Source organism: Streptomyces sp. NPDC001933 (assembly GCF_042890955.1).
Classification (GTDB): Bacteria; Actinomycetota; Actinomycetes; order Streptomycetales; family Streptomycetaceae; genus Streptomyces.
The window spans coordinates 23,418-43,604 of the sequence record NZ_JBIASS010000019.1; the positions used below are offsets into that span (position 1 = coordinate 23,418).

The window sequence follows — 20,187 nt, forward strand, 5'->3', positions numbered from 1 at the left end:
CACCCGGGCCGTCGCTGATTCCCCCAACCCCGGCCGAACGTCAAAAATGGACGATTCGGCCCCGGGCATCTCTCATAGCGGCATAGCGTCGACTCAGACCGGAAACCCCGTGTCGTGGCGGTACGTCGTCTTTTCCACCTACGTCACGCAACGGCGCGCGACAGGAGCCAGAGGACATGCAGACCAAGCTGGACGAAGCCAAGGCCGAGCTGCTCGCACGGGCGGCGCAGGTAGCTGACAGCAGCCCGGGCGGTGGTGTCGGTGGCCCGGGCGGAACCTCCCGGGTGCGTGTTGCGGCCACCGGGGCCGAGCAGGAGCGCCCCGGACAGGACGTGCTCCTCTCCTACCTCCAGCGCTACTACCTGCACACCGCCCCGGAGGACATCGCGGGCCGCGACCCCGTGGACGTCTTCGGTGCGGCCTCCTCCCACTACCGGCTGGCCGAGACGCGTCCGCAGGGCACGGCGAACGTCCGGGTGCACACCCCGACCGTCGAGGAGAACGGCTGGACGTGCAGCCACACGGTGGTCGAGGTCGTCACCGACGACATGCCGTTCCTGGTCGACTCCGTCACCAATGAGCTGTCCCGGCAGGGGCGCGGCATCCATGTCGTGATCCACCCGCAGGTCGTCGTACGCCGTGACGTCACCGGCAAGCTCATCGAGGTCCTCGCCGAGGGCAACGGCCTGACCGCGGACCGCAAGGGCGCCGACGACAAGAAGAGCGAGCTGCCGCACGACGCGCTCGTCGAGTCCTGGATCCACGTCGAGATCGACCGCGAGACCGACCGCGCCGACCTCCAGCAGATCTCCGCCGACCTGCTCCGCGTGCTGTCCGACGTACGGGAGACCGTCGAGGACTGGGACAAGATGCGCGACGCCGCGCTGCGCATCGCCGACGACCTGCCCGGCGAGCCGCTCGACGACCTCGCCGACGAAGAGGTCAACGAGGCCAGGGAACTGCTGCGCTGGCTCGCCGCCGACCACTTCACCTTCCTCGGCTACCGCGAGTACGAGCTGAAGGACACCGACGCGCTGGCCGCCGTCCCCGGCACCGGCCTCGGCATCCTGCGCTCCGACCCGCACCACAGCGTCGACGAGGCGCACCCCGTCAGCCCGTCCTTCGACCGGCTGCCCGCCGACGCCCGGGCCAAGGCCCGCGAGCGCAAGCTCCTCATCCTCACCAAGGCCAACAGCCGCTCGACCGTCCACCGCCCCAGCTACCTCGACTACGTCGGCGTGAAGAAGTTCGACGCGGACGGCAACGTCATCGGTGAGCGCCGCTTCCTCGGGCTGTTCTCCTCCGCCGCCTACACCGAGTCCGTGCGCCGGGTGCCCGTCATCCGCCGCAAGGTCGCCGAGGTGCTGGAGGGCGCGGGCTTCTCGCCCAACAGCCACGACGGCCGCGACCTGCTCCAGATCCTGGAGACGTACCCGCGCGACGAGCTCTTCCAGACGCCCGTCGACCAGCTGCGCTCCGTCGTCACCTCCGTGCTGTACCTCCAGGAGCGCCGCCGGCTGCGGCTCTACCTGCGCCAGGACGAGTACGGGCGCTACTACTCCGCGATCGTCTACCTGCCGCGCGACCGCTACACCACCGGTGTGCGGCTGCGCCTGATCGACATCCTCAAGGAGGAACTGGGCGGCACCAGCGTCGACTTCACCGCCTGGAACACCGAGTCGATCCTCTCCCGGCTGCACTTCGTCGTCCGCGTCGCACCCGGCACCGAGCTGCCCGACCTCACCGACTCCGAGGCCGACCGCATCGAGGCCCGGCTCGTCGAGGCCGCCCGCTCCTGGGCCGACGGCTTCCAGGAGGCGCTGGGCGCCGAATGCGGCGAGGAACGCGCCGCCGAGCTGCTGCGCCAGTACGGCCACTCCTTCCCCGAGGGCTACAAGGCCGACCACACGCCGCGCTCCGCCGTGGCCGACCTGGTCCACCTCGAAGCGCTCAAGCAGGACGAGAAGGACTTCGCCCTCAGCCTGTACGAGCCGGTCGGCGCCGCCCCCGGCGAACGCCGCTTCAAGATCTACCGGACCGGCGAGCAGGTCTCCCTGTCCGCCGTGCTCCCGGCCCTCCAGCAGCTCGGTGTCGAGGTCGTCGACGAGCGCCCGTACGAGCTGCGCTGCGCAGACCGTACGCACGCCTGGATCTACGACTTCGGGCTCCGGATGCCGCAGGCGGGCGGCAACGGCAACTACCTCGCCGACGACGCCCGGGACCGCTTCCAGGACGCCTTCGCCGCCGTGTGGACCGGTGAGGCCGAGAACGACGGCTTCAACTCGCTGGTGCTGGGCGCCGGTCTGAACTGGCGCCAGGCGATGGTGCTGCGCGCCTATGCGAAGTACCTGCGCCAGGCCGGTTCGACGTTCAGCCAGGACTACATGGAGAGCACTCTCCGCAACAACGTCCACACCACCCGGCTGCTGGTCTCGCTCTTCGAGGCCCGGATGTCCCCGGAGCGGCAGCACGCCGGCACCGAGCTGATCGACGGCCTCCTCGAAGAGCTCGACGGGGCCCTGGACCAGGTCGCCTCGCTCGACGAGGACCGCATCCTGCGGTCCTTCCTCACCGTCATCAAGGCCACCCTGCGCACCAACTTCTTCCAGCGCGACGACAGCGGCAAGCCGCACGGCTACGTCTCGATGAAGTTCGACCCGCAGTCCATCCCGGACCTGCCGGCCCCCCGGCCGGCCTTCGAGATCTGGGTCTACTCGCCGCGCGTCGAAGGTGTGCACCTGCGCTTCGGCAAGGTCGCCCGAGGCGGTCTGCGCTGGTCGGACCGGCGGGAGGACTTCCGTACGGAGATCCTCGGCCTGGTCAAGGCACAGATGGTGAAGAACACCGTCATCGTGCCGGTCGGCGCCAAGGGCGGATTCGTCGCCAAGCAGCTCCCGGACCCGGCCGTCGACCGTGACGCCTGGATGGCCGAGGGCATCGCCTCGTACCGCACCTTCATCTCGGCGCTGCTCGACATCACCGACAACATGGTGGCCGGCGAGGTCGTGCCGCCCGTCGATGTCGTCCGGCACGACGAGGACGACACCTACCTGGTCGTCGCCGCCGACAAGGGCACCGCGAGCTTCTCCGACATCGCCAACGAGGTCGCCGTCGGGTACGGCTTCTGGCTCGGCGACGCCTTCGCCTCCGGCGGCTCCGCCGGCTACGACCACAAGGGCATGGGCATCACCGCCCGCGGCGCCTGGGAGTCCGTCAAGCGGCACTTCCGCGAGCTGGGCCACGACACCCAGGCCAAGGACTTCACCGTCGTCGGCGTCGGTGACATGTCCGGTGACGTCTTCGGCAACGGCATGCTGCTCTCCGAGCACATCCGGCTCGTCGCGGCCTTCGACCACCGGCACATCTTCATCGACCCGACCCCGGACGCCGCCACCTCGTACGCCGAGCGCCGCCGGCTGTTCGAGCTGCCGCGCAGCTCCTGGGCCGACTACAACAAGGACCTGCTCTCCGCGGGCGGTGGCATCCACCCGCGCAGCGCCAAGTCCATCCCGGTCAACGCGCACATCCGCGAGGCGCTCGGCATCGAGCCGGGCATCACCAAGATGACGCCCGCCGAGCTGATGCAGACCATCCTCAAGGCCCCCGTGGACCTGGTGTGGAACGGCGGCATCGGTACGTACATCAAGTCCTCCGCCGAGTCGAACGCGGACGTCGGCGACAAGGCCAACGACGCGATCCGCGTCAACGGCGAGGACCTGCGGGCCAAGGTCGTCGGCGAGGGCGGCAACCTCGGCGCCACCCAGCTCGGCCGGATCGAGTTCGCCCGCGGCGGCGGCCGGATCAACACCGACGCGATCGACAACAGCGCCGGCGTGGACACCTCCGACCACGAGGTGAACATCAAGATCCTGCTCAACGGCCTGGTCCGGGACGGCGACATGACCGTCAAGCAGCGCAACAAGCTGCTCGCCGGGATGACCGACGAGATCGGCCGTCTGGTGCTGCGCAACAACTACGCGCAGAACGTGGCGCTCGCCAACGCCACCGCCCAGTCGCCCTCGCTGCTCCACGCCCACCAGCGCTTCATGCGCCGGCTGGGCCGCGACGGCGACCTCGACCGCGGTCTCGAGTTCCTGCCCGCCGACCGCCAGATCCGTGAGCTGCTCAACACCTCCAAGGGGCTCAGCCAGCCCGAGCTGGCCGTGCTGCTCGCGTACACCAAGATCACGGCGGCCCGGGAGCTGATCCGGACCAGCCTGCCGGACGACCCGCACCTGCAGAAGCTGCTGCACGCCTACTTCCCGGAGCAGCTGCGCCAGCAGTTCCCCGAGGCGGTCGACGGGCACGCGCTGCGGCGCGAGATCATCACCACGGTCCTGGTCAACGACACCGTGAACAGCGGTGGTTCGACCTTCCTGCACCGGCTGCGGGAAGAGACCGGTGCCTCGATCGAGGAGATCGTGCGGGCCCAGTTCGCGGCCCGTGAGATCTTCGGCCTCGGCCAGGTGTGGGACGCCGTCGAGGCGCTCGACAACGAGGTCGCCGCCGATGTGCAGACCCGGATCCGGCTGCACTCGCGTCGGCTCGTCGAGCGCGGTTCGCGCTGGCTGCTCGGCAACCGGCCGCAGCCGCTGGAGATCGCCGCGACGATCGACTTCTTCAAGGAGGGCGTCGACAAGGTCTGGGCAGAGCTGCCCAAGATGCTGAGGGGTACCGACCTGGAGTGGTACCAGTCGATCCTGGACGAGCTCACCGAGGCGGGCGTCCCGGGCGAGCTGGCCCAGCGGGTCGCCGGGTTCTCCTCCGTCTTCCCGGCGCTGGACATCGTGGCGATCGCGGAGCGCACCGGCAAGGACCCGCTCTCCGTCGCCGAGGTGTACTACGACCTCGCGGACCGGCTCGGCATCACCCAGCTGATGGACCGGATCATCGAGCTGCCGCGGGCCGACCGCTGGCAGTCCATGGCCCGCGCCTCCATCCGCGAGGACCTGTACGCCGCGCACGCCGCGCTCACCGCGGACGTGCTGGCGGTCGGCAACGGGACCTCGACGCCGGAGGAGCGGTTCAAGGCGTGGGAGGAGAAGAACGCGGCGATCCTGACGCGGTCCCGCTCCACCCTTGAGGAGATCCAGGGGTCGGACGCGTTCGACCTGGCGAACCTGTCGGTGGCGATGCGGACGATGCGCACTCTGCTCCGTACGCACGGGTAGCCGGTTGAGGGCTGGTGGTTGAGGGGAGGCGGTCGCCGGGGGTCCGGTGGCCGCCTCCCCTCCGTTGTCGCGGTGCGGGGCGTCAGTACATGCGGGTTTCGGCTGCCGCGTCCGGCGGGGGCGGCCGGCGGCGCTGCCATTCCTGGGCCAGTTCGGTCGGGAAGCGGCGGCCGCTGCGGGCCAGGATCACGCCCTCGACCAGCCGGAGTTCGTCCCCGCCGTGGTACTGCCGCTCGGTCGTGCCGAGCTTCTTCCACGGGCCCGGACCCGATCTGCCGGCCGTCGAACGCCACCGGGTGCCGTAGGTGCTGTGGTCCCGTACGTGGACGATGCCGCCGGTCACCCGCAGCTCGACGTGGGCGCGGCTGAGGCCGGCGGTGCGGTGCTCGGGGACCAGGTCGTGCAGGGAGATGCCGCCCTCGCCGGGGGCCCGGCCGACCTTCACCGTCGTGCCGTCCTCCAGCGTGAACCGGGCCTTCACGTCGCCCTCCACCAGGAGCTTCAGCTGGACGGTCGCCGTGCGCGGGCCGTCGTCGACCAGCGGGGTGCCGTGGCTCTGGCAGTGGGGTACGCCCCTGAGCACGCGCGGCAGCAGGGCGGCGCTGCCCTTCTGGGTGTCGTAGAGGGTGCAACGGCGTTCCGCACAGCGCCAGTTGCGGCTGACCACGTCGAATCGGGGGGTGCGGTGCGGGCCCAGCAGCCCCATCTTCTTCAGCACGTCCTCCTCCATCTTCCTGGAGATGTCCAGCGCGCTGGCCACCCCCATGTCGACGGGGAGGAGCCCGACCTTGCCGCCACCGACCGGGACCGGCTCCAGGAAGTCGTCCGTATTGCCCTGGATCCAGGGGTGAGACTCGCGGTGGCCGCGGAAACGGTCGCCGGTGATGACGGGGATGCCGGTGTACGCGCACAGTTCGAGCAGGCGGTCGTCGGCGTCCGGCAGCTCCTCGACCAGGCCGCGGTCCACCCAGCGGCCGAGCAGCCGGATGTCGGCGGGATCGGTGAACTCCCGGCGTCCGCCGAGCCGCAGGCTGGCGTCCGCGACCAGATACAGCTTGACGTCCGGATCCCGGGCGAGCCTCTTCGCGGCGTCCACGAGGAGCCGCAGCCGGCGCAGGGAGCGCGCACCGGGTTCGCCCAGCGTGCGGTTGCGCACGACGTTGGACAGATCCACCAGGAAACAGGCCGCGCTGAAGTCGGTGGTGAGGTGGTCCTCCATCGAGATCGCCTTCCCGGAAGTCCCGTTGAAGTACTTCAGAAGTGCTTCTCGAAGTACTTCTGAAGTCTCTGATCGGAAGCTGACGGCATGTTAATACCGTGGTGGTGCAATTATATTGACGTCCTCGACGGTCGCGGAGTTCCGGCAGGGACGCGGTCGGACGGGCGGCCGTGGGACGGCAGGGACGAGAACGTGGGGGCGTTTGAGTGTCGGAGTGGGGTTCGTTCATCGATGAGACGCCGTCGGGGCAGTCTCCGCCACCACCACCGCCCGACCATGCCCCCGCCGGGGCGGGCGCCGGCGGGGACGACGGCTGGGGCAGTTTCGCCGACGAGACACCGGTGGCGGGAGGCGCGCCGCCACCGCCCTCCGGGCCGCCGCCTGCACCTCCGCGTCCGTACGGCGTTCCGGTCCCCTCCCCGGAGGTCGCCGCGTCCCTGCTGACCGCGGGGGAGACTCTGTGGGCGCAGGTCGACGGGGCGGAGGCCGTGCTCGGCTCGGGCTGCCGGGTGGCGGTGGTGCGGGGCGGCGACGGGGAAACCGGCGCGGCCGCGGACGGGTTCAGTGGCTGGCGGCCGGTGACGGTGGTCGACCCGGCCGCGCTCACCGTACGGCTCGTACCGCTGGCCCTCGCCGAACCGCCCGTCGGCACCGCGACCCCCGTGGCGGAGCTGTACGCGGACCCCGAGCCGTACACCGCCGCCGAGCCCGGACGGGCCGGGGCGTTCCCGGTCGGGCAGGGCCCCGATCTCGACGCCCTGCTGCACCGCGCGCAGGAGGAGGAGCGGGCCCGGGTACGGGCCGCCGCCGAGGCCGATTCCCTTCGCGCCGAGCGGGAACTCACCGCCGCCAAGGCGGAGTTACGGGAGCGGGCAGAGGCCGCCGAGCAGCGGGCCGCCCAGCGTGAGCAGCGGGCCCAGGAGGCCGCGCGGCGCGCCCAGGAGTACGCCGAGCAGCAGATCGGGAAGGCCCGAGACGAGGTCGCCCAGGTGGTGTGGCACTGGCAGGACCGGGCCCAGCGGGCCGAGGCGGAGATCGCCCGGCTGAGCGACGAGCTGGCGAAGGCGGAGCAGGCGGGTGTCCTGCGGCACGTACTGGACCGCCGCCGGCGCGCCGGGGGCGGGCGTGATCAAGGGGGCGCGAGGGGGGCATGAGCGTGGAACTTCCCGCAGATGTACCGGAGTCGGGTGTGCCGGGGCAGGGTCTACCGGGGTCGGGTGTGCCGGGGTCGGGTGTGCCGCAGTCGGGTGTGCCGGGGTCGGGTGTACCGCAGTCGGGTTTGCCGGAGTCTGTGGATGCGTCGGCGTCCGGCACCGTCTCGGGCTTCGGCGCGGCGCCGGGGTTCGGTGCCGCGCCGGAACGCGGGGCCGCGTCCGGGTACGGTGCCGCGTCGGAGTTCGGGGCCGTCGCGTTGCCGGAGATCAGGGTGGAGTGGCCGGAGGCGCTGGCCCCGGCCCTGCGCGACAGTGTGGTCGAGACGCACAGCCTGGACCGCGAGGAGCTCGTCGCGGCCCTGCCCGGGCTGTGGCGGGCGGTGGACTCGGCGCTCGATCTGGCGGGGCCCGGAACCCTGGTCGCCGAGTCCGTGCGGCACGACGCGTACGAGGGCTGGCAGGTGGCCGCGCTGCCCCGCTACGACCTCGACGGACGGATCCGCCCGCGTGGGCGCCGGGACGGCGCGCAGCACGGGGCGCCGCAGCTCAGGGACCGGCGGGCGCTGGTCCGGGCGCTGGTGGGCGCCGTGGCCGAACGGCCGTGCCTGGACCTGAGGGACGCGCTCCAGATGCTCGATGTGTTCGCCGGGAACTTCCCGCCGGGGCTGGACGCGGTCTGCCGCCGGCTCCTCGGCCATGAGCTGCGCCAGGGGGTTGCCGCCGGGCTCGCCCCGCTGCACGAGGCGCTCGACCGGCGTGCGCCCGGCGGGGTCTCCACGCTCTGCTACCGGGAGAGCGCGGTCGGCTCGCGCAAGGCCAAGGGTGATCCGGCCACCGACAACGAGGACACCTCGGGGGCGCTGGCCGGGCCGAGCGGGGTGCTGCGGTGCGCGGTCTTCGACGGGGTGACCGGCGACGGCGACGGTTCGGGCGGCACGGCCGCGCGGGCGGCGCTGGAGCAGGCGGTGCGGCGGTGGCGGCTGGAGGAGGCGGCGACGGGGCGCGGTGGCACGGGCGGCGACGCGGCGCCCGGTGATCCGGTCCCGGGGGAGGCGCTCCGGCCCGGTGAGCTGATCGCCGAGCTGGACGCCGCCGTGGGGCGGGCCACCACCGAAGGCAGCGCGGCCGCGGTCCTCGCCACCGTGCGGCCCGACGGCACGGCGTCCGTCGTCTCGGTGGGCGACGCCGAGGCCTGGCTGATCCGGCCGGTACGCGTACCGGCCAACGAAATCCCGTACGCCGCATGGAAGCTGACGCCCGCCCACACCGGGTTCGCGGAACGGCTCCGGGTCACCGCCGATGCCGAGGGCGAGGAGTCGCAGCTCGTCTCCTTCCTCGGCGGCGGTACGGCCCGCTGGGCCCACCGGACGTTGCGGGTCGCCCCCGGGGACCTGCTGCTGCTCGCGTCGGACGGGGCGACCGAACCGGAACGGGACCGGTGGTTCGGTGCCGTGCTCGCGGAACTGACCGCGCAGCTGGACGCGTCCGGCCGGCCGACCGCACCCGCGCTCGCCGCCGCGCTGGTGCAACGGGCGGAGGCCCTGGGCGGCTGGGACAACGCGACCGCGCTGGTGTGCGCGGTGGGGGAGGCGAATGACTGATGACCACCGAGGACATCAAGATCACCGCGGACCGGCAGGAGGTGCACCTCGGCGAGGAGTTCACCGTACTGATCGCCCCGCGCGAGCTGGGCCGCGGTGACCGCGTCGTCGAGGGCGTCGCCTACGTCATCGCCGTCGACGACAGCTACTCCATGGAGATCAGGGCCGATTCGAGCACCGACGAGTTCGCCGACCCCGCCAACCCCGACGACGCGAGCCGCAAACAGGTCGCCGAGGCCGGTGTGCGGGAGCTGGTCGCCGCACTTCCGCGCGGAGCCCACGTCGATGTGCTGACCTTCGCGCAGAACACCGGGCTGCGCTTCTCCGGCACGGCGGGGGAGCTCCAGCGCCGCGGCCGGTGGAACGGCAACATCGACGACGAGCGCCGCTGGACCAACATCGAGGGCGCGCTGCAACGCGCGTACCAGCAGCTGGACCAGCAACGGGCCGCCTCGCGCCGCGTGGTGCTGTTCAGCGACGGCATCCCGAACTCCGGCGAGACGGACCCCGGCCGGCTGGCCGCCCTGGCCCGCGACGCCGCCGACCGCGAGCTGCACACCGATGTGATCGGCATCGGCGCGGGCGCCGACTTCGGGCTCCTGGAACGCCTCGCGCCGACCGGGCTGCCCGAGCACGTCGCCTCCCGCGCGGGCGCCGCCGAGGCGATGAAGCAGATCACGGCCAGGTTCGCGGCCTTCGGCAGGGACGTCGTGGCGGGCAGCGGCGAACTGTCCCTGGAGATCAACCCGAGCTTCCCGGTGCTCGGCGTCTACCAGCTCGACCCGACCCGCCGCCGGGTCGACGGCGCGCTCGCGGACGGCGGCGGGCGGCGGCCCAGCCGGGTCCGGCTGAAGCTCGGCGCGATCGGCGCGGGGGAGGAGGGGCAGCCGCTGTACGCGCTCAAGCTGCGGGCGCCCGAGCGGATCAGCGCCGGCCCGATGCCCGTGCTGAAGGCGACCGGCTCCATCGGCACGGGTCGCGACGCGCGGCAGCTCGCGCCCGGCCAGATCGCCCTGCGCACGGTCGACAACCCCATGTCGCCGATCCTCCAGCCCGACCTCAAGCGGCAGATCGACGCCATCGAACTGGACCGGGAGATCAACGGCCGGATCGCGGCGGCCGCCTCGAAGGCGGAGCGCGAGCGGATCTACCAGGAGGGCGTGGGGCGCGCCCGGCGCATCCCCGACCCCGATCTGGCCGCCGCCTACCAGCGGGCGAGCGGCGGTCTGCGGGACGGGCTCGACCCGAAGGACGTGGCGAATGAGGCACGGGCGGCGTCCAGCCGCAGCTCCACGAAGTCCAAGCGGGAGTGGTTCCAGCAGATCCCGGTCGAGACACCGGACGAGATCCGGGCCCGGCGCCGGCAGCAGAGCCTCGACGACGACGATGACGACGAGTACGGCGGCGGCGACGCGTACGGAAGCGGCACGTACGGAAGCGGCACGTACGGGAGTGGAACGTACGGGAGTGGCGGGAGCGGGAGCGGCGGGAGCAGCGCGTACGGCAGTGGGAGCGGCACCTACGGCAGTGGCAGCGGCAGTGGCACGTACGACCGGGGCAGTGGTACGTACGGTGGTCCGCCCACCCTTCCGCCCGACGCCCCCACCACGCCGCCGCCCGGCCGGGGTCCGCGGTGAGTGTGCCCGGCGTCATCATCGACGCCTCGAACGTCGCGGCGACCAGGAAGCGGCCCTGGCCCTTCTCCCGGGTCGTCGAGGTGCGGGACGGCTGGCTGCGTGACCACCCGGGCAGCGCCGCGATCGCGGTGCTCGACGCCACCGTCCGCCCGTTCCTCGACGAACAGCATCTGGTGAAGCAGGCCGAGCGCGAGCAGTGGCTCGAAGTCCACCAGGGGGACGCCGACGACCGGATCCTCGCGCTCGCAGCGCAGTTCGGGGCCGCCATCGTCTCCAGCGACAACTTCCGTTTCGCCCGCCGGGAGCACTCCTGGCTGCAGGGCAACAACTCCCGGGTCTGGTCGGTGCGCAGGGTGCACGGCCGGGTGGTGTTCAGCCCCCGCCACCTCGGCGTCGCCACGGACGAGGAGATCGAGCGCGACCGGCTCCACAAGCTCGACAAGGCCGGGCTGCTGCGCGAGGACGCCGAGGAGCGCTTCCGGTGCACCGACCCGGCGGGCACCTGCCTGCGAGGCGGCACGGTGCTGCTGCCGCGCCAGGTCAACAAGGACGGCAGCCGCTGGTTCTGCCGCTCGTGCGGCTACGAGGCGGTCGAGGTCGTCGTCGAACCGCCGGTGCCCGAAGGGCTGGACGCGGGGCCGGTCCAGGTCACCGTGCAGCACGGCTACACGGTCCGCGCGACGGTCACCGTGCCGCCGCAGGGGCTGACGCTGGGCCGGGCCTCGCGCAGCCGCCCCGGGACCACCGACGTCACCGAAGGGCTCGGCGCCGACCGGGCGGCCGAGATCAGCCGGGCCCATCTGCGGATCTTCCTCGACGACGACGGCAGGCCGCTCGCCGAGCACCTGCCCGACAACAACGCCTCCTTCCTCAACCCGGAGCTCGACTTCGACGGGCTGCCGCGCACGGCCAGGCTGGCCGCCCGGACGCCGTACGCGCTGGAGGACGGAGACGAACTCCACCTGGGGCCGGGCACCGTACGGCTGCGGATCAGCAACGGAAGCGAGCAGGCCGAGTGAGCGGGTTCAGTCCCGGCTGGGTGCACGCCGAGCATCCCGACAACCTGGGCTCGCCCCGGCTGGCCTGGCTGCCCGAGAGCTACGGGGAGGACGGCCGCTTCCTCACCAAGAGCCTCCTCGCCGGGGCCGGCCAGGGGTACGCCGTGCTCGCCGAGGACCGCTGGTCCGGCGGCGATGTGGTGATCAAGGGCATGTGGTGGTCGCAGACGGACCTGGACGACCCGCGCAGCGTCCACCGGGCGCTGGGCGAGCAGAAGAACCAGCGCGACCAGGGGCTGCGGGCGGCCCGGCAGGCCGCCCAGCTCACCCAGCAGTGCCCCGTCGTGATCAGCGTCGAGTCCCAGCCGTCCCCCTCCCTGCTCGCGAACCGCGGACACGACGGACAGCGGGGTGGTGAGGTGCCTTACGAGAGCTTCCTCGTGCAGCAGTTCATCGGGCACCGCGGCGGCGTCTCGCGCACCCTCCAGCAGGAGATCGACGCGCGGGCCAAATCGCACCGCCGCTTCACGCGCGATCAACTCCTGGATCTGGCCGAGCAGTTGTGCAACACCCTGGCCGCGCTGCACGCCGACCGGCACAACGGCGACGAGCACTCCAAGGGCTGGATCCACGCCGACATCAAGCCGGAGAACATCCTCGTCCTCGGGCCGCCCGCCCGGTACGTGCTCATCGACTACGACGCCGCCGTCCGGATCGGCGAGCGCATCCGCACCACCACGAGCGCCTACGCCCCGCCCTCCGCCGAAGGCACCGACGAACCCTCCGAACTCGCCCCGGCCTCCGAGCGGTTCGACATCTACATGCTGGGCGCCACCCTCGCCCACGCCGCCGCGCTGCGCAGGCTCACCGACCGGCAGGCGCGCGAGCTGTACGCGGAGGACTTCGACGTCAGCGCCCCGGCCCGCCGCTTCATCGCCGGTCTGCGCTACGGGCCGATCCTCACCAACGCCCTCACCACCTGCCTGTCGGCGAAGAAGTTCCGGCTGGCCACCGTCGACCGGGTCCGGATCGACCTCGCCCGCGCCCGCAGCGCAACGGCCCTGGAGTCCGCACTCCGCACCCTGGGAGAGCCCCGATGAACCAGCAGGGATCCGGGACGAACCAGCAGGGAGACGCCACGCACCAGCAACGAGCCGCGACGTCCCGCCGCACCGGAGCCAATGCCACGCTCACCGGGCTGCTCACCCGCATCCCCGGCCGCTCCGGGCGCACCTGGGAGCCGCACACCGTCCAGCTGCGCCCCGGCCATCTGCGTTCCTCGGGCGCCGCGGCCGTCCGCGCCACCCGGCTGGTGAAGGACGAGGACGCCGACGCGTACGGCGCGCTGAGGGTCTTCCCGAACCGCAAGCAGCGCGGCCGGGCCGCCGCCCTCCTCGCGGCCGGCAGCCCCGTCACCCCCGCCCTCCTGGACATCGTCGACCACCCCGGGCTGCCGCCCGCCCTCGTCACCGCCTGGTCGCCCGGCGCCTCCTCCATCCCGCTGCACGCGCTGCGCGAGCGCGACGACCTCGACACCATGCTCGCCGCAGGCCACCGCTGGACCCCCGCCGAGGCGCTGCACACCCTCGTCCCGCTGGGGCGCGCCCTGGACGACATGGCACACGCCGGATTCACCCCGCTGGAACTCTCCCCGGACCACCTCGTCCTCAACTCCGGCTCGCTCGCCCTCGTCGGCCTCGGACGGCACGGATACGTACCGTCCGAGGGCCGGATGCCGGGGCCGCAGGGCATGTCACTGCCCAGCGCCCTGCTGCTCGGCGAGGACCTGCCGCCCGCCTCCGCCACCGGCCAGGACACCGCGGTGCGCTGGCGGGAGGTGCAGCTGCGCGCCCTGACCCGGCTGGCCGGCTGGATGGCCTGCGGACTGCCGCCCGCCGCCTGGGGCCCGGTGCACGGCCCCGCCGACCTCGGCGGCTATCTGTCGTCCGCCGGGTTCCAGCGGGTGCCCGCGCTGCGACCCGGGCAGCTCGCCGACACCCTGGCCCGCGCCGCCCGGCACGAGGAGGAGGCCCGCGCCGTGCGCGACTTCGCCGAGGCCGAGGCGCTGCTCGTGTACGACGACGCGGCCCAGGGCTCCGGCGGCGGCAACCGGCTCGACATCAACCCCGAGGTGCTGCGCCTGGGCCTGCTCCACGACCACGGGCCCAAGGTGATCGCGCTGGCCGCGTTCGAGCAGCGGCGCCTGGGCACCCGTACCGCCACCCTGCTCTCCGGCGCCGGCTGGGTGCTGCTGAACCCCAAGGACTTCGCCGCCCAGGTCTGCCGGGCCGCGGCCGCCGCGCCCCGGGCCCGGCTCGTCGTCGCGGGCCGGATCGGCGGCGAGGACCTGCGGCGGATCGAGGCGGTGCGCGGCGGGCGCGCCCAGCGGGTCGACCCGGACGACCTCGCGGGCTCCGTACCACGCATCGCGGGCCGCCCCGCCGACCAGCTGCCCTACCTCACCGACCGGGACATGGACGCCTACTCCGCCGAACTCCTCGGCGGCGTCGGAGGCCAGGCGATGCGGCGGCGGACCTTCGCGGCGGGCTGGACCCTGGCGCTGGGCGGCGCCGACCAGCTGCCGCCCCGCCAGCGCGGCAAGCTCCTGGACCAGATGACCGACTGCTTCGGCACCAACACCGAACTGCTCGTCGCGGTGCGCGCCCGGCAGAACGCCCCCGGCATGCGCAAGCAGAACCGGCTGCTCGACGAGGCCCGGATGCGGCGCCTGGTCGCCGCCCTGTCCGGCGTGCCCGGCTCCGTCTTCCGCGACTGCCTGATGTCCGCGCTGCTGGGCCCGGCCGCCGAGGACCTCTACGACGAGGCGGCCCGCCGGCTGCTCCCCGTCGCCACCCGGCTCGCGACGGTCTTCGACCCGGACCGGCCGGTCGCGGCCGGGGCGCTGCCGATGGAGGACGCCCTGCGCGAGCGCCCCGGCATCCGCCGGGTCGGCCTGTACGGGCGGCTGTGCACCGCCGTCACCGAGGTCGACCCCGCCAGGCTCGCCGCCGCCGTCGCCTCGATGGACGACACCCTGGTCGCGGTGCTCTCCGAGATCCCGGCGCCCAGCCTCCAGTTCCTCGCCGGACGGCTGGAGGACCCCGAGCTGCTCGAACTGCTCGGCCCGCACCTCCTGGGCGACGACCTGGACCTCCTGGCCCGCTACACCCCGCAGATGTGGCGGATGCTCCTCGACGGGCTGCGCCAGCCCGAACACCTCGGCGCCCTCGGCCTCGGCTGGGTCCAGATCGCCGCCCAGGACCCGGCGGGCGCCGTCGACGCCCGGGTGCTGCTGCGGATCGCCGCCGACGCCGAGGTCCCGGGCCCCGACGCGGTACGCGCCCTGCTCGGCACCGGCCCCGAGCACTGGGCCACCGTCTGCGCGCACCCGCGGCTCGCCGCCCGCTGGCTCGCCGAACAGGGCGACCTCGACATCGCCGAGATCGTCGCCGGCTTCCCGGACCCGGCCGCCGCCCTCGCCGCCCTCGGCACCGAAGGACTGCGCCACGCCCACGAACTCGGCCTGGACCAACGGGCGATGACCATCCTCAGCGGCTACGCGGAAGGGTTGCGGCGCCCGCTCGACGAGGTGCTCGTCGCCTTCCAGGAGCGGGGTTACGAGAGCGAGCAGGCGGGCCCGTTCGCCACCGCGGCGGCCGTGGAGTGGTCGCGGCTCCAACTGGGCCGGGGCAAGGCGCTCGGCTGGGTCGTCGGCAATGTGGTGGAGCGCCCCGGCAAGATCCGCGACTGGGCGGTGGACGGCACGGGGCTGGGGCGCCGGGTCACCGAGGCGGTGCTCGGCGCGCCCGGCACGGCCGCCCCGGTGCTGGATTCACTGCTGGCCACCCCGGCCCTGCTGCCCCTGCTGGCCGGTCTCGGCAGCCCGCGCCAGCGCGCCGCGCTTCTCGATCTGTACGCCGCCGAGCCCGAGGCGGTGCTCGATCCGAGGGCCCGGCGCGAACTCCCGATGATCCTCGCCGCCCCGGACCCGGCCGAGGCGCTGCGGACCCTGCTGCGCGAAGGGCTCGGGGTGATCGCCCAGCAGTTCGCCGACCGGCTGCGGCTCAGCCCCGAACAGCGCCGCGCCCTGGCCGGACTCGCCCCGCTCACCGGGGTGCTGGCACCGCCCTCGCTGGAGGCCGTGCTCACTGTCGGCGTCCGCTTCGGACCGCGTGTCGCCGTCACCGCGGCCGTCGTCGAACAACGGCTGCCCGGCGCCGCCGACGCCCTGACCGTCTGGGGCCCGCGCTGGCTGCCGCTGCTCGCCGGCCCGGCGGGGGAGCGGGTGCTGCGGCTGCTGGTCGAGCAGCGGGAGCGGCACGGCGGGCAGAGCGGCCGGCTCACCCCGTGGCTGCTCGCGGCGGGCGAGGACGGGCTCGCGCTGGTGGAGCGCTTCGGTGCGGACGCGCTCGATCTGGTCCTGGCCACCGGCGCACCGCCCGCCGACGCCCGGCTGCTCGGCGAACTGCTGATGCTGCCGGGCCCCTCGCCCGTACTCCACCGGCTGATCACCGCACACGGGCTGCCCGTCGCCACCTGGTCACGGGCGGCGGCGCTGCTGGCGGGCGGGGAGCCGGAGGAGCGGGTGCTGCTGCGGCTGTGGGGGCGGGCGGCTATCCGTTGATCTTCCAGAGGGTCAGCGAGCCCTCGTAGGTCGGGGTCTCCTTGTTGTCGTTGACCACGACTTCGGCGATCTTCCACTGGGCGAGATTGCCCTCGGACGTCACGCTGCACATCAGGTCGCCCGCCGCGATGGTCTTGTCCTTGACCAGCGTCTCACTGGGGACCGAGCTGGGCAGCGGGTTCTGCTCGGCCGCGGTCCGGCATTCCTCGGGCGAGGCACCGCTCGCCTTGCCCAGGGCCCGGTCGAGCCGCAGGGTGTCGTATCCCGCGCTGAATTCGAGATCCTCCGAGTCGATCTCCGCGGTGGGGTCCACCTTCGGGGCGTCCAGGTCCACGTACGTCCAGTCCAGGCCGGACGGGGTGCGCAGTGTCAGCGGTTTGTCCTGGAAGACCAGGGTGTACGAGGGGGCCGGGGGGTTCTTCGGCTTGGTGCCGGACGGCGAACCGGCGGGATCGGGCGTGGTGGACCCGCCGCCGGTGCCGGTCTGCCGGGACTGCTGCGGGTCCGGTCCCCTGCCGTCGGTGCTCTGCTTGTTCTTGTCGTCCGATTTGTCGCCGACCGCCCAGAGGGTGCCGCCGATGCCTGCTGCGAACGCGACCGCCACGGCGGCGATCAGCAGGGCCGGCCGCCTGCTGCGGGGCTTGGCGGTGCCGGTCGCCGGGGCCTGCGGGGGCGGCTGGTGCGCCGTGAGCGGTCCGGTGCTCGCGCCCGTGGCGTGGACGGGCGGCACCGTGTTGGTGGCGTACGGCCCGTACGGCGGTACGGGATCGGCGGGCGGCACGGTGCCGGTGGCGTACGGTCCGGACGGCGGCGGGCCCGGCGGGTACGTGGGCTGCGCCGCCGGGTACGTGGGCTGCGCCGCCGGGTCGGCCGGCTGCGGGGGCAGTTGCGCGGCCTGTTCGCGGCGGGCGATCTCCGCGGCGACCGGTTCGGGGAGCCAGCTGCCGGACTCCTGCGGCGGCCCGCCCGCGGCCCGCTCGCACAGGGACACCAGCTCGGCGGGGGTGATGCGGGCGGCCGGGTCGGCGACCAGGCAGCGTTCGAGCAGCGCGCGCAGTTCGGCCGGGTAGCCGTCCAGCCTGGGCGGACGGCTGGCGGTGTTGGCGATCTGGGTGGCGACGGTGAGTGCCCCGCCCGTGCCATAAGGGTGCTGTCCCGTCGCCGCGACGGCCGCGATCAGCCCCAGCGAGAACACGTCCGTGGCCGGCCCGACCTGTTCGCCGAGCGCGTGCTCCGGCGACATGAACTGCGGGGTGCCGATCACTCCGCTGCCGGTGAGCTGCGTCGCGTCGGCGGCGCGGGCGATCCCGAAGTCGATGACGTACGGGCCCGTCGCGCCGAGCAGGATGTTGCCGGGCTTCAGATCGCGGTGGACGACCCCGGCCGCGTGGATGGCGGTCAGCGCCTGCGCGGTGCTGCCGACGAGCCGGAAGACCGCGGGCAGCGGCAGCGGGCCGTGGGACTCGACGGCCGCCTGGAGCGCAAGGCCGGGTACGAACGCCGAGGCCAGCCAGGGGAGCGGGCCGGAGGTGTCGTGGTCGACGACCGGCACCAGGTGGTACCCCTGCACGCGTCGGGCGGCCTGCACCTCCTGGTCGAACCGGCGGCGGAATTCCGGATCGTCGCCGAACTCGCGGCGGATCAGCTTCAGCGCGACGGCCTGGCCGCCCCGGGTGTGCGAGAGATAGACCGTGCCCATACCGCCCTCGCCGATCCGGGCGATCAGCCGGTACCCGGCGATTTCGCGCGGATCCTGGGGGCCGAGAGGTGTGAGCACGTCGCCGGTGCCGGTACTGATGGGAGCCTCCCCCGCTCATCACTGCAAGTGTGCCGGACGAGACTACGACAAGTTCCGGGTCGTCAATCAACGATCCTGCAACGGAGTTCGACGGACCCGGCGATTCCATTCGGCGGCCATCGGGTCGCGCACGGTCGGCACGTACGTGGGGGTGTACGCGGACGGGCGGGGCCGGGTCGCCGCCTCGATCCGGGCCACGGCCGAGGCCACCGGGTCCGGCAGCCAGCCGGTGAAGACCCGCAGCCCCCGCTCGCCGTCCGAGCCGAGCGCCCGCCGGCACATTTCCGCGACCTCGCGGGCGGCGGGGCGCTCCTCGGGCCGGGCCGCCAGACAGCGACCGAGCAGCCCGCGCAGCGGCTCCGGATGGTGGTCCAGCCGCGGGGGTTCGCGCTCGGTGTCCGCGATGCGGGCGGCCACCGCGAGGCCGTGGCCCCGGCCGTACGGGTGCTCCCCGGCGGCGGCCTCGGCGGCCAGCAGCCCGAGCGCGAACACGTCGGACGCGGGCGTCAGCGGCCTGCCCAGCGCATGCTCCGGCGACATGTACTTCGGGCTGCCGATCAGCCGCCCCGCCGTGGTGAGGGTCCGGGTGTCGGCCGCCCGCGCGATCCCGAAGTCGAGGAGCCAGGGGCCGCTCGCGGCGAGCAGCATGTTGCCGGGCTTGATGTCCCGGTGGATGACCCCGGCGCCGTGGACTGCGTCCAGCGCACCGGCCAGGCAGCCGGTCAGCCGGAGCACCGCGTCCACGGGCAGCGGACCGTGCCCGCCGATGACGGCGTCCAGCGGCAGGCCGGGGACGTAGTGGGTGGCGAGCCAGGGCCGCGGCCCCTCGGTGTCGTGGTCGACGACGGGCACCAGGTGGTACCCGGAGACCCGGCGGGCGGCGGCCACCTCACGGGCGAACCGCACCCGGAACTCCGCGCTCTGCGCGTACTCCCGGCGGATCACCTTCAGGGCGACGGGCTGGCCGCCCCGGGTGTGCGAGAGGTAGACGGTGCCCATCCCGCCCGCGCCCACCCGGGCCCGCAGCACATAGCCGGAGATCTCGTGTGGATCCTCCGCCCGCAGTGGTCCCGGCACGCCGTCCTGCATGTGTCCCCCCTGAGCGGATCCGGGGGCGCGACCCCCACGACGCAACCCCGTTGTGCGGCAGGGGAGTTTATCGCCCCCGCCGCGACGCCCTGCTTCCTGCCGGAGCCGGACTTCATTTCTTGCCGGACGTGAACTTCTCGTACGCCGCCACGACCTCGTCCGCCGGACCGTCCATCCGCAGCGTCCCCGCCTCCAGCCAGATCGCCCGGTCGCAGGTCTCGGTGATCGACTTGTTGCTGTGGCTGACCAGGAAGACCGTGCCGGCCTCCTTGCGGAGCTCGATGATCCGTTCCTTGCTGCGCCGCTGGAACCTGGCGTCGCCGGTGGACAGCGCCTCGTCGATCAGGAGGACGTCATGGCTCTTGGCGGCGGCGATGGAGAAGCGCAGCCGGGCGCCCATGCCGGAGGAGTACGTACGCATCGGCAGGGTGATGAAGTCGCCCTTCTCGTTGATCCCGGAGAAGTCGACGATCCCCTCGTAGCGCTCGCGGATCTGGGCGCGCGTCATGCCCATCGCGAGGCCGCCGAGCACCACGTTGCGCTCGCCGGTCAGATCGCTCATCAGCGCGGCGTTCACCCCGAGCAGCGAGGGCTGGCCCTGGGTGTGCACCCGGCCCTTCGTCGCGGGCAGCAGACCGGCGATGGCCTTGAGCAGGGTCGACTTCCCCGAGCCGTTGGAGCCGATCAGACCGATGGCCTCGCCCTTGTACGCGGCGAAGCTCACCCCCTTCACGGCGTGCACCTCGCGCACCCCGGGGGCCTGCCGGCGCGAGACGATCCGGCTGAGCGCCGAGGTGGCGCTGCCCTTTCCGGTACGGGCGCCGTTCACCTTGTACGTGATGTGGACGTCGTCCACGACGACGGTCGGCACCCGCTCGTCGATGTCGGTCATGTGG

The 20,187-nt window shown here is 73.2% G+C and carries 11 protein-coding genes; 7 read left to right on the forward strand and 4 right to left on the reverse strand.

The window, feature by feature from the left end; translation table 11 throughout:
* The first annotated feature begins 176 nt into the window (after positions 1-176).
* On the forward strand, positions 177-5,171 hold the full coding sequence (locus tag ACFYY7_RS34455) for an NAD-glutamate dehydrogenase (RefSeq protein WP_388667769.1): 4,995 nt from the start codon (positions 177-179) through the stop codon (positions 5,169-5,171).
* 82 nt (positions 5,172-5,253) lie between these two features.
* Here the strand turns inward: ACFYY7_RS34455 and ACFYY7_RS34460 are convergent, their stop codons facing one another.
* Positions 5,254-6,390: an FHA domain-containing protein gene (locus ACFYY7_RS34460; protein WP_388667770.1), complete on the reverse strand. Its 1,137-nt coding sequence runs from the start codon at positions 6,388-6,390 to the stop codon at positions 5,254-5,256.
* Between the two features lie 206 nt (positions 6,391-6,596).
* On the opposite strand from ACFYY7_RS34460, the gene ACFYY7_RS34465 reads away from it, so the two are divergent.
* The 6 genes from ACFYY7_RS34465 (at position 6,597) to ACFYY7_RS34490 (ending at position 16,404) form a co-directional block, all read left to right on the forward strand.
* The gene (locus tag ACFYY7_RS34465) at positions 6,597-7,544 is read left to right on the forward strand and encodes a hypothetical protein (RefSeq protein WP_388667771.1); all 948 of its coding nucleotides are present in this window, start codon (positions 6,597-6,599) and stop codon (positions 7,542-7,544) included.
* A gap of 125 nt (positions 7,545-7,669) precedes the next feature.
* A complete protein-coding gene (locus ACFYY7_RS34470; RefSeq protein ID WP_388667772.1) occupies positions 7,670-9,145 on the forward strand; it encodes a hypothetical protein in 1,476 nt (491 codons plus the stop codon).
* Positions 9,145-10,782: a VWA domain-containing protein gene (locus ACFYY7_RS34475; RefSeq protein WP_388667773.1), complete on the forward strand. Its 1,638-nt coding sequence runs from the start codon at positions 9,145-9,147 to the stop codon at positions 10,780-10,782. The genes ACFYY7_RS34470 and ACFYY7_RS34475 overlap by 1 nt, the downstream gene beginning before the upstream one ends.
* Positions 10,779-11,801: a hypothetical protein gene (locus ACFYY7_RS34480; protein ID WP_388667774.1), complete on the forward strand. Its 1,023-nt coding sequence runs from the start codon at positions 10,779-10,781 to the stop codon at positions 11,799-11,801. The genes ACFYY7_RS34475 and ACFYY7_RS34480 overlap by 4 nt, the downstream gene beginning before the upstream one ends.
* Complete coding sequence (locus ACFYY7_RS34485; protein WP_388667775.1) at positions 11,798-12,880, forward strand: hypothetical protein; 1,083 nt, start codon at positions 11,798-11,800, stop codon at positions 12,878-12,880. Before ACFYY7_RS34480 ends, ACFYY7_RS34485 begins: the two co-directional genes overlap by 4 nt.
* On the forward strand, positions 12,877-16,404 hold the full coding sequence (locus tag ACFYY7_RS34490; protein ID WP_388667776.1) for a hypothetical protein: 3,528 nt from the start codon (positions 12,877-12,879) through the stop codon (positions 16,402-16,404). Before ACFYY7_RS34485 ends, ACFYY7_RS34490 begins: the two co-directional genes overlap by 4 nt.
* Here the strand turns inward: ACFYY7_RS34490 and ACFYY7_RS34495 are convergent.
* The 3 genes from ACFYY7_RS34495 to ACFYY7_RS34505 form a co-directional block, all read right to left on the reverse strand.
* A complete protein-coding gene (locus ACFYY7_RS34495; protein WP_388667777.1) occupies positions 16,394-18,181 on the reverse strand; it encodes a protein kinase in 1,788 nt (595 codons plus the stop codon). The genes ACFYY7_RS34490 and ACFYY7_RS34495 overlap by 11 nt on opposite strands.
* Before the next feature lie 87 nt (positions 18,182-18,268).
* Entirely contained in the window at positions 18,269-19,291 is a 1,023-nt protein-coding gene (locus ACFYY7_RS34500; RefSeq protein WP_388667778.1) for a serine/threonine-protein kinase, read from the reverse strand.
* Positions 19,292-19,403: 112 nt separating this feature from the next.
* On the reverse strand, positions 19,404-20,183 hold the full coding sequence (locus tag ACFYY7_RS34505) for an ABC transporter ATP-binding protein (RefSeq protein ID WP_388667883.1): 780 nt from the start codon (positions 20,181-20,183) through the stop codon (positions 19,404-19,406).
* Positions 20,184-20,187: the final 4 nt, after the last annotated feature.